Below are 13,934 nucleotides of genomic sequence, written 5' to 3'. Positions count from 1 at the left end.
GACGGTATCCCTCACGGGGGTGGTACGCGAACCGGTACTACTCAGGCCTCGACGACGCCGGACGCGGCGACGGCGATCTTGGCGCTGGTCGCGCCGGAGCGGGAGCCCAGGGACTCGATCTTCTTGACCAGGTCCTGGCCCTCGACGACCTCGCCGAAGACGACGTGCTTGCCGTCGAGCCACGGCGTCACGACGGTGGTGATGAAGAACTGGGAGCCGTTGGTGTTGCGGCCCGCGTTCGCCATCGACAGCAGGTACGGCCGGTCGTGCTTCAGCTCGAAGTTCTCGTCGGCGAACTTCTCGCCGTAGATGCTCTTGCCGCCGGTGCCGTTCTGGTTGGTGAAGTCGCCACCCTGGAGCATGAACTCGGGGATGACGCGGTGGAACGGGGAACCGGCGTAGCCGAAGCCGTGCTCGCCGGTGGCGAGCTCACGGAAGTTCTTCGTCGTCTTCGGGACGACGTCGTCGAACAGCGTGAAGACGATGCGGCCCGCGGGCTCGTCGTTGATCGTGATGTCGAAGTAAACGTTGTTGCTCATGGGGACATCCTGTCATTCCCGCTCACGCAGCGCGCGCACGGGCTGCCTATCGGAGGGTCACAGGAGTCCGCCGGCGTCCGGAGCCTGGGGCAGGGCGTCGGTCACATGCGGCGCGGCCCCGTCCCGGAGGGGGGCGACCGGGTTGTCGTTCTGCAGGAGACCGGTGGTGCCGGTCGCGCCGTGGTCGGCCGCCGAGGCATGCGGCGGCGGGGTGACGAGGGCCGTGACGACACCGGCGGCGAGGGAGGCGATGGCGAGCATGCTGCGCTTCTTCATGCCCTGGTCAACTGTCGAGAGGCCCGGGGGTTACGGCCTGCGTCCCAGGTAGAACAGAACGCGAAGTTCATATCGCCCGTATTCCACACAAAACATCTGCAACCGTATGGTTGTGAGGGATGTCTTTCCCAGTGACACCACTGTCCCCGTACAGGCAGGAATTGGGGGACGTCATGCTTCACCGTCAGAGCCTCGCGGCTGTGGCCGCCGGCATTCTTCTGGCCGCCGGGATCGGTGCCACGATCCCCGCCGGCGCCTCCACGGACCGGTCCCGGGCGACGACACCGCCCTCGACCGCCCTGGTGGTCAACGCCCGCTGGGGCGGGCACCCCTCCTTCGACCGGCTCGTCGTCGACGTCCGGGGCGCGATGCCCCCGGTCACCGTGACCCCGGTCGACGCACTGCACTACGACGGCTCGGGCGAGCGGGTTCCGCTCAAGGGGAAGTACTTCCTGGAGATCCGCTTCTCCCCCGCCGCGGCGCACGACGAGTCCGGCCGGTCCGTCTACCAGGGCCCCCGGCTCCTGAAGATCTCCCTGCCCATGCTCAAGGGTGTCGCCCTCACCGGTGACTTCGAGGGTGTGGTGACCATCGGAGCGGCCTTCGACACCAAGCCGGCCTACAAGACCTTCACGCTCCACTCCCCCGAGCGCTTCGTGCTCGACATCAACCACCCGGTCGGCTGCCGGGCCTGAAGGGAGGCGCACGGCGGGGCCGTCACGTGACGTGCCCCGCCGCGGGGCTCAGAGGTCGGCGCACGTCTCCACGTACACGGTCCTGCCGGAGCGGCGGGCGCGGTCGATCTCGACGAGCCGGGCGAAGCTCCCCGGCGTCATCTCCCGCCGCCATTCGGCCAGGGTGCGCAGACGGAACTCGCTGTGCTCGTCAGGGTCGAGGACGACACCGGCCAGCTGCTCGTCCGTCAGTACGCCGCCGTCGAAGACGAATCCGATGTGGTTGGCCGGCCACTCCTCGCCACGGTCCGACACGAAGTGGGTGCCGAGGAGCCGCGGCTCGCCCTCGAAGACGATCCCGGTCTCCTCGTGACACTCCCGTACGGCGGTCTCCCACGGGGTCTCGCCCGGGTCCATGTTGCCGCCCGGCCACTGCCACAGCTCGGTGCGGTAGGTGGCGCGCAACTGGAACGGCCGGCCGGCGGTGTCGGTGAAGTACAGGCAGGCGTACGCCGTCGCCCTCGGCAGCGTCGCGATGTACTCGGCGGGCGGCAGCCAGGTGTTCGCCATGGGGCAGCTCTCTTTCGACGGGCGGATGGATCACGTCCATCCAACCGGTCGCGGGAGCCCGCATCCGGTGTGCCGCGGGTGCGTCACCGGATGGTGTGATCACGGGGTCACCAGGCCCGCCTCGTACGCGATGATGACGAGCTGGACCCGGTCGCGTGCGTCGAGTTTGGAGAGCAGCCGGGTCACGTAGGTCTTGGCCGTGGCGACGCTGATGACGAGCTGTTCGGCGATCTCGGTGTTGGAGAGTCCGCGGCCGATGAGGGCCAGGACCTCTCGTTCCCGCTCGGTGATGGAGTCGAGGGCGCGCCGTCGCGGCGGGCCTGAGGCGGGGCGGCCCGCGAAGTCCTCGATGAGACGGCGGGTCACGCTCGGCGCGATCAGGGCGTCCCCCGCGGCGACGACACGGATCGCGGCGAGGATGTCGTCCAGGCCCATGTCCTTGACGAGGAATCCGCTCGCCCCGGCGCGCAGCGCACCGTAGACGTAGTCGTCGTCGTCGAACGTGGTGAGGACGAGGACGCGGGTCGTGGCCTGGTCCGTCATGATCCTGCGGGTGGCCTCGATGCCGTCCATGCCGGGCATTCGGAGGTCCATCACGACCACGTCCGGGCGGAGGGTCCCGGCCAGTTCGACGGCTTCCGCTCCGTTGCCCGCCTCGCCGACGACGTCGAGGCCGGGGGTCTCGGCGATCACCATCCTCAGCGCGGTGCGGACGAGGGGCTGGTCGTCGGTGAGGACGACGCGAACGACGTCGTCGGCCGGGGCGGTCATCGGACTCCTGTCGGTACGGGGAGGCGGGCGGTGACCCGGAAGCCGCCTTCCGGGCGTGGTGCGGCGGAGAACTCGCCGTGGAGCAGGGCGACGCGCTCGCGCATGCCGACGAGACCGAAGCCCGGGCCCGCGCCGGGGTCCTCGCCCCGTCCGTCGTCGACGACCTCGATGAGGAGCTCGTCCTCCTGGGAGTCGACGGTCACCCGGCAGCGGTCGGCGGCCGCGTGGCGCACCACGTTGGTGACGGACTCCTGGATGATGCGGAACGCCGAGAGGTCGATGTCCGGGGGCAGCGGGCGCCGTTCGCCGCGCCATCGCACGTCCACCCTGACGCCGGCGGCCGTCGTGGTGGCGGCGAGCGCCTCGACGTCGGCGAGTCCGGCGGTGGGCCTCAGCCCGGAGCCGTCCGGCTGCCCGTGCTCGCGCAGCGCCCCGAGCATCCGCCGGAGGCCGGACAGCGTCTCCCGGCCGGCGTTCTCCACGGCGACCATCGCCTGTCGTGCCGCGGCAGGCTGGGTGTCCACGACCCGTGCAGCGGCGCCTGCCTGGAGGGCGATGACGCCGATCGCGTGGGCGACCATGTCGTGCATCTCGCGGGCGATCCGCAGCCGCTCGTCGGTGACCGCCTTGGCGGCGGCCTGTGCTGCCGCGTCGGCGCGTGCGGCGCGGGCCTGGTGGGCCGAGCGCCCCAGCAGCCAGGCGACGAAGGCCGTGAGGGCCACCGCGATCTCCGCCGACGTGCCGACGCTCCAGCCCTTCGCCAGGCGGAATCCGAGAAACGCGGCGAGCACCCCGAGCGCGAGGGCGAGGGCGATGATCCCGGTGCGGCGGGGCCGGCCGGCGGCGATGACGTACAACGCCACCTCGACGGCGAGGAACTGGGCGAGGGGGATCTCTCCGACGCTCAGCGGGATCGTCGCCATCACCGAGGCGACGAGCAGCAGGCCGAGCGCGGCCAGCGGCCGGCCCCGCAGCAGTCGGGCACCGACGAGCACCAGGGCGGTGGCGACCGCCAGGAACAGCATGCCGTCCCAGCGGAGGTACAGGACCCCGGCTCGTACGGGGGGTTCGTTCTCCCCGGGCAGTTCCAGCCGGATGAGGAGGGTGAAGACCGCGCCCGCGCACCAGGCGACCACCGTCCAGACGGCGGGTGGCACACGTTTGACCAGGGGCGGGGGCGCGGTCGTCGGCATGATCGCGATCCTAGGCGCGGGCTACGACGAAGGCATCGGACCTGGGGTGTACATCCCGGGTCGACAGGTGCCGGCGCCGACTGTCGGCTCCGGTCCGACGACGCGCCGCGACCGCGCGCGGCACCGTGGTCGCCGTGATCGAAGTCAACGAACTCACCAAGCGATACGGCGCCACGACCGCCGTCGACGGGCTCACGTTCGCCGTCCGGCCCGGTCGCGTCACCGGCTTCCTCGGCCCCAACGGCGCGGGCAAGAGCACCACGTTGCGGATGGTCCTTGGCCTGCATGCCCCGACGAGCGGCTCCGTCACCGTCGACGGGCGGTCGTTCCGCGATCTGCCGCGCGGTCTGCGGCACGTCGGCGCGCTGCTCGACGCCGGTGACGTGCACGGCGGGCGCACGGCACGGGCCCATCTGTCCCTGCTCGCCCGGAGCAACAGCATCCCGCTCTCCCGAGTCGACGAGGTTCTGGAGGAGGTCGGCCTCGCCGCCGCGGCGAGGCGGCGGATCGGCGGGTTCTCCCTCGGAATGCGTCAGAGGCTCGGGATCGCGGCCGCGCTGCTCGGCGACCCGCCGGTGCTGCTCTTCGACGAGCCGCTCAACGGACTCGATCCGGAGGGCGTGAAGTGGGTGCGCGGGCTGTTCCGGCGGCTGGCCGCCGAGGGCCGTACGGTCTTCGTCTCCAGCCATCTGATGTCGGAGATGGAGAACACGGCCGACGATCTGGTGGTCGTGGGCCGGGGCGAGCTGATCGCGGCGGAGAGCCTGGCCGCGTTCGCGACCCGCGGTACGCGGCCGACCGTGACGGTGGTGAGCCCGGACTCCGCCGCGCTGCGGGACGTGCTGCTCGCCGAAGGCGTCTCCGTCGAGGCGCCGGGCGGCGATCTGCTGACCGTGGCCGGGCTGCCGGCGGCCCGGATCGGGGAACTGGCCCTCCGGCACCGCTTCCTGCTGCACAAGCTGACGCCCCGAACCGCCTCGCTGGAGGAGGCGTTCATGGAACTCACCGCCGACAGCGTCGAATACCTCGCAGGAGACTCCCGATGACCGCGCTCGCCTCCGTCCGCGCGCCCGCCGAGCTCGCCGTCGAGCCGCCGGCCCGCTTCCGGGATCTGCTCGCCGCCGAGTGGATCAAGCTGTGGTCACTGCGCTCGACGCCGTGGTCCCTCCTCGGCGCCGAGCTGGTCGTGATCGCCTTCAACGTCGGTTACGCATGGGACCACTACCGCTACTGGCCGACCTTCGACCGCGAGCACCAGGCGTATTTCATCGCGGAGAGGATGGCGCTGTGGGACGCCTTCACGACGAACGCCGGCATGGTCCTGATGCTCTGTTTCAGCGCCATCGGCGCCCTGACGGTCGTCGGCGAGTACGGCACCGGAATGATCCGTACGACGTTCGCGGCCGTTCCCGCCCGCAGGTCGGTGATGGCGGCCAAGCTGCTCGTCGTCACGGCGGTCACGACGGTCTAGTGACGGCCCCGGCCTCACCGGAGCTCGTCGTCCGGAAGCTCGCCCGGCAGGTGGTCGATCCGGCGCAGCACCAGGTGCTCGTGGATCAGACGCCCCACGAGGGCGGCTCCGTAGACGACGAAGCCGACGCCGACCAGCCAGGACTGCAGCACGAGGACCGTACCGAACTGACCGTACGTCACCGCGTTGGAGGCGATCAGCGGGGAGAAGACGAACTGGGAGAAGATCCGCAGCCCGAACAGTCCCAGGGCCGTGCAGACGGCTCCCGGGGCGAGCGCGCGCCAGCGGATGCGGCCGCACAGCAGGAAGCGCTGGGACCACCAGAAGAACAGGAAGGCGCCGATGATGTCGCCGAGGGCGATGAAGACGGTGACGGTCCTGGAGTGCTGCTCGGGGGCCTCGACGAAGAGCAGGAGGGCGGCGATGAGGACGGCCAGCCAGACGACGTGGCGCCACATGGTGTGCCAGCGGGCGGTGGGCAGGTCCCAGACCCGTTCGTAGCCGGTCTGCACCGCGGATCCGAAGGTCACACCGAACGCGGCGAGCGCGGCGAGACCGAAGGCCGTGGTGCGCTGCAGTGCCGCTCCCGGCTTGCCGAAGAGCTGCTCGACCTCCTCCTGCGACACCTCGGAGACGCCGAGGCCCTGCACCAGCCAGCGGGCGAAGCCCTGGCCGCTGGCGAGGTCGGCGGCGGCGACGACGATGAGCAGGGGGACCAGGGTGAGGAGGCTGAGCGCCGCGAAGCCCATCGCGCGGTGCATGAGCTCCACGTCGCGCCCGCGGTTCCAGGCGAGCCCGACGACCGAGTTCAGGACGGACCGATGGAGCCGCTGGAACCAGTGGCCGTGCTCGGCGGGGGCACCGTCGTGGGGCGCACCGGGAGAGGGGGGCATGTCACGGGGAGTACCCGCCGGGCGCCGTGACCCCTCCGTCATGCCGCCGAACGGGGGGTACGCGAGGGGTGGCGGGTTCAGCGGTCGAGCGGCCGGGCGCCCGGGCCCGGGCGGACGGAGACGTCGCGCGGGCCCAGGGTGGCGTGCTCCTCGCCCTGGCACTCGACGACGACGCGGACGGGCGCGCCGCAGTCGGTGTGCCGGATGTCGAGGGAGGGCCCTTCGGGATCGGCGGCGTGGGTGTCGCCCCACTGTTTGAGGGCGAGGAGGACGGGCCACAGATCGCGCCCCTTGGGCGTGAGCCGGTACTCGGAGCGGGTGCGGGTCCCGGGCTCCCGGTAGGGCTCGGCGCGCAGGATGCCGGCGGCCGTCAGCTTGCGCAGCCGGTCGGCGAGGACGGCCTCGGACATGCCTATGTGGCGGCGGAACTCCTCGTAACGGCGTACGCCGTTGAAGGCGTCCCGGACGATGAGCAGGGACCACTTCTCGCCGACGACGTCGAGCGTACGGCCGACCGAGCAGTTCGCGGTGTCCGTCTCCAGCCACTTCATCGCCACACTCTACCCAGCTGGCTTCGTCGTTGACAGTCAGCCGACGGCAGGGCTAGCTTCGATCTTCGTAGCCAGGTGGCGCGGTCGGACGAGTGAACGGAACAGGCATGAAGCGGTCACGCACGGTCGAGTGGGAGGACGCCGCGGCCACCGCGAGCGCGGCGGGGACGATGGCGGGGCTGGACTTCCTGCGGGAGATCGCGGCCGGCCGGCTTCCGGGCGCTCCGCTCGGGGCCCTGCTGGGCTTCTCGCTGGAGGAGGTGGAGCACGGCCGCGCGGTGTTCGGCTTCGAACCGGCCGAGGAGCACTACAACCCGATCGGCAGCGTGCACGGGGGCGTGTACGCGACGCTGCTGGACTCGGCCGCGGGGTGCGCCGTGCACTCGACGCTCCCCCAGGGCATGGCGTACACCTCGCTGGACCTGTCGACCCGGTTCCTGCGCCCGATCACCATGGACACGGGGAAGATCCGCGCGATCGGCACGGTGATGAGCCAGGGCCGCCGCACGGCGCTCGCGGAGGCCGGACTCTACGACTCCTCCGACCGGCTTCTCGGACATGCCACGAGTACGTGCATGTTGTTCCCGATCGGCTGACGCGAGCGCCCTCGGCGGCGGTGGGCTCAGCGCGGTCCGGAGGTGAGGCAGGTACGGCTGCGCGTGCAGCCGTCCGGCGCGCTGTCCGGGACCCGGGTGGAAGCCTGGAGCGCGGCGCTCACCAGCGTCGCCAGCAGGTCGATGTCGGAGCCCATGTCCAGACGGACCGTCACCCAGCCCGATCCGGCGCGCAGTCGGACGGCGCTGGAGCCCAGCAGGGCGGGACGTAGTTTGGCGATCATGGCTCGGGTGAGGTGGACATCGGCCTCGTGCTCACCGTGGAAGTGCACGATGTCCTGTGTCGCGGTACGAAGACCGAGTTCGGCGCCGCACTGCACGCGGCCGGGGACCAGCGAGGGCCAGCTCATCAGACGTTCACCGGCGTGCCGGGCTGTGTTCATACCAGGAGCGTGCCGGGGCGAAGGGCCCTGCACAAGCGTCCTGCGGAAAGAATCGCGCCGAGGCGTGAAACCGATACATCCCTGGTGACGCAGGGCGCGCACGGGCTCACAAAGCGCCTCGTACCGAGGGCTGTTCAGGAGCGTCGGCGGGGTCCGCTCGGGGGTCGGACGGCGGCCGTGGCGGTGCCGTCCGGACGTCGGACGTGGTGGCGCGATACGGAGGGCGGAGTGACACGGTCCGAACGGCGGGAGGCCGCCGGGGAGGGCGTGACGCGATCCGGGACGGCGGCCGTCGGGCGCGATCCCGGGAGCGTGTCCCGGCGGCCGCGGCCACGGTCAGGACGGCGGGGCGACGCCGGCGAAGACCACCTCGAACTCCTCGATGCTCCGCGTGATCACGCGCGCCTGCGCGGTGGCCTCCCCCCTGATCGCCGCGACTCCGGCACGGGAGGCCGCCAAGGCGTCGCGGTCGCTCCAGACGACACCCACGCTCGCCCGCCCCTTGGCACGGTCGACGAGCAGGGACCCGCCCTCGAAGCCGGGCAGGGCGTCGAGTCGGGGCAGTGCCACGTCCCGGAAGAAGTTCGCCAGCCGGTCCGTGTCGGCGGGGTCGAACTCCAGCCGCGCCAGCCGGAACCACGCCCCGGGCCCGACGGACCGCGGGGGCCTGGCGACCGCCGCCTCCCAGTTGTCGACGGCCGCGGTCTGGGCGAACGGCGCGAGCTCGACGGCCCGCCGTTCGCGCAGCTGCTCGTCGCTGTCCTGCCGGGACTTCTCGTCGTCCCACCAGGTGGCCGTGAAGAGCTTTCCGAGCTCCCGGTCGACGAACAGCCCCATGCCCCGGAACCCCGGCAGTTCCGACACCAGGGCGCGGCCTTCGGAGGCGGTCGCGTCGACGGCGGCGCCGAGCTTGGCCGGATCTCCTGTCGCATACAGCGTGCGCACGTACACAGCGGTCCCTTCGTCCTGCCCGGCGCGGCGCCCGCGAGGGCTCGCCGGGCATGGGCGAGCCCGGGTGGACCCGCCTCCCGGGTCCATGCGACGGCCTGGACCACCGGGGCGCACCCGGGCCGGGGCGTTCGGGTGACCGGCCGCACGCGCCACCGGTGCCTCGCGCGGCCCGCCGGCGTCGCGGCATCGGTGGTGAACCGCCGGACCTCCTAGGGCGTGTTGCGAAAGTAGCGCCGTCCGCCCGCAGGGCGGGCCCCGCGGCGTCATGGGGGTCTCCCCTGCTCGAGCGCAGCCGAGAGCTTGGGGGAGCGTGCGCTCGCAAGGCGGAGGGTCGCCCTCGTACCGGGCGTACTCGCGCGATCCCGACAACCACCGCGTGGGGGCACCTCCCGTGCCCGAAGGGCTACGGGGGAGTGCGTGCCTGGGGGTACCTCCCAGCGGTAGCTGGGGGAGCGTCCCGGGGCAGGCGGGACCTTCGCAACACGCCCTACGTCGCGTGGCGTTCGCGCAGGCGTGCCGCGAGGACGGCGACGTCGTCCTCGGCATGGTGGGCGTCGAGCCGCTGGAGGACCTCCTCGACGAGCTCCTCGGGGCCGGATCCGGGGCGCAGCCGGAGCGAGGACAGCCGCGCGAGCGAGACGTCGATGTCCTCGCCGCGTCGCTCGACCAGCCCGTCGGTGAAGAGGACGAGGGTGTCGGAGGGGCCGAGGGCGCGGGTGACGGGTTCGTACCCGCCGACGCCGGTGCCCAGCGGCGGGCCGACGGGGAGCTCGACGAGGTCGGCGGAGCCGTCGGCGGCGAAGACCACGGGTGGCAGATGCCCGGCGCTCGCGAAGGTGGCGACGCCGCGTGCCGGATCGACCTGGACCAGCAGACAGGTCGCGGGCCGCAGCCCGCCGTCGTCCGCGACGACGGAGTCGAGCTGGCGCAGCACCCGGTGGGGCGGCAGGTCCGTGGAGGCCACGTCCCGCAGCGCCGAGCGGTACGCGTTCATGTCGACGGCCGCGTCGAGGCCGTGTCCCATCACGTCGCCGACCACGAGGAGGCTGCGGCCGAAGTGGAGCCGCACGGTCTCGAACCAGTCGCCGCCCACCAGCGTCCGGGCGCCGGCCGGCAGATAGCGGCCGGAGACCTCCAGGTTGGGGTGCGGCCGGCCCGGCTCGGCGACGAGCGCCTGCTGGAGATGGAAGGCGGTCCGCTCGGTGGCGCTGAGCCGACGGGCGTGGCCGAGATGGACCGCGGCGAGCCGTGCCGCGTCGTGGACGGTGGCCGTCTCGTGCTCGGTCGGGGCGGCGGCCCGTACGCTGACGGCGCTCACGGACCCGATGACCCGGCCGTGCCACTCCAGCGGCGCCGACACGACCCGTACGGCGACGCCGCCGGGTGCCACGTCCGCGTAGCTGTGGGGTGCCCTCTCCTCGTGCCGCGGCTCCACCCGGTCGACCAGCTTCGGGTCCCCGGCCACGGCCGCACGCGCCCAGCCGGGCCCTTCCTCGGGCCGGACGTCCACGGCCGCCGCCTCGTACCCGTGCCGGCAGAGGAACGCGGCCAGGTCCTCACAGATGCCCCGCTCGTCGGGGTTCGAGCCGATCTCTCCGATCGCGTCCGTCGCGGCTCTCAGCCGGGCCAGGACAGCCGCGTGTTCCTCGACCAGGGAGGCCGGTTCCCCCGCTCGCTCCGACAAGGCACCTCCACCGCCGCTACGGCCCCGAGCAGCGCACACATCCCATTGGACCAGCGGGGCGACGCACCCGCGCGCCGCACCGGCCGGACCAGGAGTCCATCACATTCCGTGACCCCATCACCAGATCTTTCCGCCGCCACGCTACGCCGCGCCGGCGATCTCGTCCGACCGTCACACGATTCCGCCCGGCCCTCGCCGCCTCTGCCGCGTTCGGAGCCCTGCGTGTAACACCCGTAACCCCCGTATCACCCGTAACGCCGGTGACCTTGGCCGCACTTGCGGTCCGAACGGTTGTGGCCCGCGGCGGGAGCTGATCGAGTACGTTCCTGGCTACTGGCCAGTACGAACATTCCGCGGCTCCGGGGAGAACCACCGATGACGACCGGGTACTTCACCTCCGTCGACGACGTCGCCGAGCGGCTCGCCGCCACCGGCTATCTGGCCTCGCCCGCCGTCGCCACCACCGTCTTCCTCGCCGACCGGCTCGGCAAGCCGCTCCTCGTCGAGGGCCCTGCCGGGGTCGGCAAGACCGAGCTGGCCAAGGCCGTCGCCCAGGTCGCGGACGCCCGTCTGGTGCGGCTCCAGTGCTACGAAGGCGTCGACGAGTCCCGCGCCCTCTACGAGTGGAACCACGCGAAACAGCTGCTGCGCATCACGGCGGGGCGCGACGAGTCCTGGGACGAGACGCGCACGGACATCTTCAGCGAGGAGTTCCTGCTCCCCCGCCCCCTCCTCACCGCGATCCGCTCCGCCGACCCCACGGTGCTCCTCATCGACGAGACGGACAAGGCCGACGTCGAGGTCGAGGGGCTGCTCCTGGAGGTGCTCAGCGACTTCCAGATCACCGTCCCCGAGCTCGGCACGATCACCGCCACCCGGCGCCCCTTCGTCGTCCTCACCTCCAACGCGGGCCGCGAGCTCTCCGAGGCGCTGCGCCGCCGCTGTCTCTTCCTCCACATCGGCTTCCCCGAGGAGGAGCTGGAACGGCGGATCGTCACCACGAAGGTGCCGGGGCTCGACCAGGCCCTCGCCGCCTCCGTGGTGCGGGTCGTCGGCGCGCTGCGGGCGATGGACCTGCGGAAGGTGCCGTCGGTCGCCGAGACGATCGACTGGGCCCGCACCCTGCTCGCCCTGGGCGCCGACACGCTCGACGAGTCGGTGGTGCGCGACAGCCTGGGCGTGATCCTCAAGCATCAGGACGACATCCAGAAGGCGGCGGCCAAGCTCGACCTGGACGCGGTGTGAGCACCCCGCCGACGGGCGCGCCGGACCGGCTCACCGGTATGGTGCACGCCCTGCGGGCCCACGGCCTCTCCATCGGCACGGGCGAGAGCGTGGACGCGGGCCGTGCCCTGGAAGTGATCGGCTTCACCGACCGGGAGCGGATGCGGGAGGCGCTCGCCGCCACCCTGCTCCACAAGGAGTCGCACCGCGCTCTCTTCGACCGCGTCTTCGACCTGTACTTCCCGCTGACCGCCGGCCCTGACGAGGGGGCCGCGGCCGGGGAGTTCGACACGGCCGCACTGCGGGAGCGGCTGGCAGCCGCGCTGGCCGCGGACGACCGGCCGGCCCTGACGCGGCTCGCGGGCGAGGCGGTGGGCGGCCTCGGAGGCTTTGGCTCCGCGCCGGAATCCGACGGCTGGTCCTCGTACCAGACCCTCGCCCGGCTCCGTCCCGAGACGCTCCTCGCGCGCGTGCGGGCCATGCTCCGGGAGACCGCGGCGGACGACGCCGACTTCACCGACCGGCTGACGGACGACGAGATCCGGCGGCGCATCGAGGCGTTCCGTGAACGGGTGCGGACCGAGGCACGGCGGCGGGTCGCCGAGCGCCAGGGCAGGGACCGGGTCGCACGCCGTGCCGTGGCCGGCACCGCGGACAGTGTCGACTTCCTGCTCGCGGGCCGCGCCCAGCTGGAGGAACTGCGCACGACGGTACGGCCGCTGGCGAGAAAGCTGGCCACCCGTCTCGCGGCCCGGCGTCGACGCGCCGCGAGGGGGCGGATCGATCTGCGGCGGACGCTGCGCGGCTCGCTGTCGACCGGGGGCGTCCCGATGCGGCCGGTGCTGCGGCGCCGCCGTCCCGGGCGGCCGGAGCTCGTCCTGCTCTGCGATGTCTCGGGATCCGTCGCCGGATTCGCGAACTTCACGATGTTGCTGGTCCAGGCCCTGCACGACCAGTTCAGCAAGGTCCGCGTGTTCGCCTTCGTCAACCGGGTCGACGAGGTGACCGATCTGATCGCGCGGGGCTCGGCGGATCCGGCGGGTCTCGGCACGCGCATCCTCGAGGAGGCCGAACTGACCGGCTGGCACGGGCAGAGCGACTACGGGACCGCGCTGGGCGAGTTCGCCGAGCGGTACGCCGACGCCATCGGGCCGCGCACCGCCGTGTTCGTCCTCGGCGACGCCCGGACGAACATGAGCGACCCGAACGTGCCGGCGCTGAAGCTGATCGCGGACCGGGCGCGCCGGATCCACTGGCTCAACCCGGAGCAGCCCTCGCTCTGGTCGACGGGAGACTCGGTGGCGCTCACCTACGCCGAGCTGGTGGAGATGCACCCGTGCCGCAACGCGCGGCAGCTGGGCGAACTGATCGGGCGGCTGCTGCCCATCTGATGCCCGCCGTGGCACCATCGCGGCATGACGCAGCCGAACGACGCATCGGGCACGGACCTGCCGCGGGGTATCGGAGCACCCGCCACGCGGGCGTTCACCGCCGCCGGTTACACCACGCTCGAACAGTTCGCCGGAGTGCCCAAGGCCGAACTCCTGGCACTGCACGGCGTAGGGCCCAAGGCGCTGCGCGTGATCCAGGAGAGTCTGGAGGAGCGGGGACTGTCGCTCGGCTGACCCTCATCCGCCGCGCTTCCGCTCCTCCTCCTCGTCGTCGACGATCTCGGCGTCGACCACGTCGTCGTCGGCCTTGGCCTCGCCCTGCGGGGCGTCGCCGCCGCCGGCGGCCCGGGCGGCCTGGGCGTCGGCGTACATGGCCTGGCCGAGCTTCTGGGAGACGGCCGCGACCTTCTCCGTGGCGGTACGGATCTCCTCCGTGCCGTCGCCCTCGCCGGACGCGCCCTTGAGCTTCTCCTTCAGCTCGGCGACGGCGGCCTCGACCTCGGTCCTGACGTCACCGGGGACCTTGTCCTCGTTGTCCTTGAGGAACCTCTCCGTCTGGTAGACCAGCTGCTCGCCCTGGTTACGCGCCTCGGCGGCCTCGCGACGACGGTGATCCTCGTCCGCGTACTTCTCGGCCTCCTGACGCATCCGGTCGACCTCGTCCTTCGGCAGCGAGGAGCCACCGGTGACGGTCATCTTCTGCTCCTTGCCCGTGCCCAGGTCCTTCGCGGTCACGTGCATGATGCCGT

At 72.1% G+C, this 13,934-nt stretch carries 18 protein-coding genes; 7 read left to right on the top strand and 11 right to left on the bottom strand.

What is annotated here, in order from left to right:
- Window positions 1-41: 41 nt before the first annotated feature.
- Window positions 42-539 (bottom strand): peptidylprolyl isomerase, encoded by a 498-nt coding sequence (locus ACFQ7Q_RS35310; RefSeq protein ID WP_383562475.1) that lies wholly within the window; start codon window positions 537-539, stop codon window positions 42-44.
- A gap of 57 nt (window positions 540-596) precedes the next feature.
- Window positions 597-815: a hypothetical protein gene (locus ACFQ7Q_RS35305; protein WP_383562473.1), complete on the bottom strand. Its 219-nt coding sequence runs from the start codon at window positions 813-815 to the stop codon at window positions 597-599.
- A 173-nt stretch (window positions 816-988) separates the two neighbouring features.
- On the opposite strand from ACFQ7Q_RS35305, the gene ACFQ7Q_RS35300 reads away from it, so the two are divergent.
- Entirely contained in the window at window positions 989-1,510 is a 522-nt protein-coding gene (locus tag ACFQ7Q_RS35300) for a hypothetical protein (RefSeq protein WP_383562471.1), read from the top strand.
- A 48-nt stretch (window positions 1,511-1,558) separates the two neighbouring features.
- On the opposite strand, the gene ACFQ7Q_RS35295 is transcribed toward ACFQ7Q_RS35300, so the two are convergent.
- From ACFQ7Q_RS35295 to ACFQ7Q_RS35285, 3 genes are all read right to left on the bottom strand, one after another.
- Window positions 1,559-2,059 carry an NUDIX domain-containing protein gene (locus ACFQ7Q_RS35295; RefSeq protein WP_383562469.1) on the bottom strand — a complete coding sequence of 167 codons (501 nt, stop codon included), beginning with the start codon at window positions 2,057-2,059 and terminating at the stop codon, window positions 1,559-1,561.
- Between the two features lie 99 nt (window positions 2,060-2,158).
- Window positions 2,159-2,830 (bottom strand): response regulator, encoded by a 672-nt coding sequence (locus tag ACFQ7Q_RS35290; RefSeq protein WP_383562467.1) that lies wholly within the window; start codon window positions 2,828-2,830, stop codon window positions 2,159-2,161.
- Window positions 2,827-4,023 (bottom strand): sensor histidine kinase, encoded by a 1,197-nt coding sequence (locus ACFQ7Q_RS35285; RefSeq protein WP_383562465.1) that lies wholly within the window; start codon window positions 4,021-4,023, stop codon window positions 2,827-2,829. The genes ACFQ7Q_RS35290 and ACFQ7Q_RS35285 overlap by 4 nt, the downstream gene beginning before the upstream one ends.
- A 134-nt stretch (window positions 4,024-4,157) precedes the next feature.
- On the opposite strand from ACFQ7Q_RS35285, the gene ACFQ7Q_RS35280 reads away from it, so the two are divergent.
- Both ACFQ7Q_RS35280 and ACFQ7Q_RS35275 read left to right on the top strand, forming a co-directional pair.
- Window positions 4,158-5,069, top strand: a complete 912-nt coding sequence (locus ACFQ7Q_RS35280; protein WP_383562463.1) for an ABC transporter ATP-binding protein — start codon at window positions 4,158-4,160, stop codon at window positions 5,067-5,069.
- Window positions 5,066-5,494 (top strand): hypothetical protein, encoded by a 429-nt coding sequence (locus ACFQ7Q_RS35275; RefSeq protein WP_383562461.1) that lies wholly within the window; start codon window positions 5,066-5,068, stop codon window positions 5,492-5,494. Before ACFQ7Q_RS35280 ends, ACFQ7Q_RS35275 begins: the two co-directional genes overlap by 4 nt.
- Window positions 5,495-5,508: 14 nt before the next feature.
- Here ACFQ7Q_RS35275 and ACFQ7Q_RS35270 read toward each other — a convergent pair whose 3' ends face one another.
- Window positions 5,509-6,387, bottom strand: a complete 879-nt coding sequence (locus ACFQ7Q_RS35270; protein WP_383562459.1) for a YhjD/YihY/BrkB family envelope integrity protein — start codon at window positions 6,385-6,387, stop codon at window positions 5,509-5,511.
- Window positions 6,388-6,464: 77 nt separating this feature from the next.
- Complete coding sequence (locus ACFQ7Q_RS35265) at window positions 6,465-6,938, bottom strand: winged helix-turn-helix transcriptional regulator (protein ID WP_383562457.1); 474 nt, start codon at window positions 6,936-6,938, stop codon at window positions 6,465-6,467.
- A 107-nt stretch (window positions 6,939-7,045) separates the two neighbouring features.
- Between ACFQ7Q_RS35265 and ACFQ7Q_RS35260 the strand changes: the two genes are divergently transcribed.
- Window positions 7,046-7,534 carry a PaaI family thioesterase gene (locus ACFQ7Q_RS35260; RefSeq protein WP_383562455.1) on the top strand — a complete coding sequence of 163 codons (489 nt, stop codon included), beginning with the start codon at window positions 7,046-7,048 and terminating at the stop codon, window positions 7,532-7,534.
- Between the two features lie 26 nt (window positions 7,535-7,560).
- Here the strand turns inward: ACFQ7Q_RS35260 and ACFQ7Q_RS35255 are convergent, their stop codons facing one another.
- The 3 genes from ACFQ7Q_RS35255 to ACFQ7Q_RS35245 form a co-directional block, all read right to left on the bottom strand.
- Complete coding sequence (locus ACFQ7Q_RS35255; RefSeq protein ID WP_383562453.1) at window positions 7,561-7,935, bottom strand: luciferase family protein; 375 nt, start codon at window positions 7,933-7,935, stop codon at window positions 7,561-7,563.
- Window positions 7,936-8,271: 336 nt separating this feature from the next.
- Window positions 8,272-8,880 carry a hypothetical protein gene (locus tag ACFQ7Q_RS35250; protein ID WP_383562451.1) on the bottom strand — a complete coding sequence of 203 codons (609 nt, stop codon included), beginning with the start codon at window positions 8,878-8,880 and terminating at the stop codon, window positions 8,272-8,274.
- A gap of 493 nt (window positions 8,881-9,373) precedes the next feature.
- Window positions 9,374-10,570, bottom strand: coding sequence for a PP2C family protein-serine/threonine phosphatase (locus tag ACFQ7Q_RS35245; RefSeq protein ID WP_383562449.1), 1,197 nt, complete (start codon window positions 10,568-10,570; stop codon window positions 9,374-9,376).
- Window positions 10,571-10,945: 375 nt separating this feature from the next.
- Between ACFQ7Q_RS35245 and ACFQ7Q_RS35240 the strand changes: the two genes are divergently transcribed.
- From ACFQ7Q_RS35240 to ACFQ7Q_RS35230, 3 genes are read left to right on the top strand one after another with little or no spacing between them, the layout of a single operon-like run.
- Window positions 10,946-11,815 (top strand): AAA family ATPase, encoded by an 870-nt coding sequence (locus ACFQ7Q_RS35240; protein WP_383562447.1) that lies wholly within the window; start codon window positions 10,946-10,948, stop codon window positions 11,813-11,815.
- Between the two features lie 38 nt (window positions 11,816-11,853).
- A complete protein-coding gene (locus tag ACFQ7Q_RS35235) occupies window positions 11,854-13,185 on the top strand; it encodes a VWA domain-containing protein (protein ID WP_383562477.1) in 1,332 nt (443 codons plus the stop codon).
- Between the two features lie 24 nt (window positions 13,186-13,209).
- Window positions 13,210-13,419, top strand: coding sequence for a DNA-binding protein (locus tag ACFQ7Q_RS35230; protein WP_383562445.1), 210 nt, complete (start codon window positions 13,210-13,212; stop codon window positions 13,417-13,419).
- A 3-nt stretch (window positions 13,420-13,422) separates the two neighbouring features.
- Here ACFQ7Q_RS35230 and ACFQ7Q_RS35225 read toward each other — a convergent pair.
- On the bottom strand, window positions 13,423-13,934 hold a 512-nt coding region (locus tag ACFQ7Q_RS35225), incomplete at its 5' end, for an Hsp70 family protein (protein ID WP_383562443.1).

This window comes from Streptomyces sp. NPDC056527 (assembly GCF_042794475.1).
Classification (GTDB): Bacteria; Actinomycetota; Actinomycetes; order Streptomycetales; family Streptomycetaceae; genus Streptomyces.
Note: the sequence above shows the minus strand (reverse complement) of the source record. Positions and strands in the feature narration are given on the sequence as shown.

Excerpts from the sequence above, each read along its gene's own strand:
- ACFQ7Q_RS35310 (WP_383562475.1), bottom strand. The coding sequence starts at position 539 with ATGAGCAACAACGTTTACTTCGACATCACGATCAACGACGAGCCCGCG.
- ACFQ7Q_RS35305 (WP_383562473.1), bottom strand. The coding sequence starts at position 815 with ATGAAGAAGCGCAGCATGCTCGCCATCGCCTCCCTCGCCGCCGGTGTC.
- ACFQ7Q_RS35300 (WP_383562471.1), top strand. The coding sequence starts at position 989 with ATGCTTCACCGTCAGAGCCTCGCGGCTGTGGCCGCCGGCATTCTTCTG.
- ACFQ7Q_RS35295 (WP_383562469.1), bottom strand. The coding sequence starts at position 2,059 with ATGGCGAACACCTGGCTGCCGCCCGCCGAGTACATCGCGACGCTGCCG.
- ACFQ7Q_RS35290 (WP_383562467.1), bottom strand. The coding sequence starts at position 2,830 with ATGACCGCCCCGGCCGACGACGTCGTTCGCGTCGTCCTCACCGACGAC.
- ACFQ7Q_RS35285 (WP_383562465.1), bottom strand. The coding sequence starts at position 4,023 with ATGCCGACGACCGCGCCCCCGCCCCTGGTCAAACGTGTGCCACCCGCC.
- ACFQ7Q_RS35275 (WP_383562461.1), top strand. The coding sequence starts at position 5,066 with ATGACCGCGCTCGCCTCCGTCCGCGCGCCCGCCGAGCTCGCCGTCGAG.
- ACFQ7Q_RS35270 (WP_383562459.1), bottom strand. The coding sequence starts at position 6,387 with ATGCCCCCCTCTCCCGGTGCGCCCCACGACGGTGCCCCCGCCGAGCAC.
- ACFQ7Q_RS35265 (WP_383562457.1), bottom strand. The coding sequence starts at position 6,938 with ATGAAGTGGCTGGAGACGGACACCGCGAACTGCTCGGTCGGCCGTACG.
- ACFQ7Q_RS35260 (WP_383562455.1), top strand. The coding sequence starts at position 7,046 with ATGAAGCGGTCACGCACGGTCGAGTGGGAGGACGCCGCGGCCACCGCG.
- ACFQ7Q_RS35255 (WP_383562453.1), bottom strand. The coding sequence starts at position 7,935 with ATGAACACAGCCCGGCACGCCGGTGAACGTCTGATGAGCTGGCCCTCG.
- ACFQ7Q_RS35240 (WP_383562447.1), top strand. The coding sequence starts at position 10,946 with ATGACGACCGGGTACTTCACCTCCGTCGACGACGTCGCCGAGCGGCTC.
- ACFQ7Q_RS35235 (WP_383562477.1), top strand. The coding sequence starts at position 11,854 with ATGGTGCACGCCCTGCGGGCCCACGGCCTCTCCATCGGCACGGGCGAG.
- ACFQ7Q_RS35230 (WP_383562445.1), top strand. The coding sequence starts at position 13,210 with ATGACGCAGCCGAACGACGCATCGGGCACGGACCTGCCGCGGGGTATC.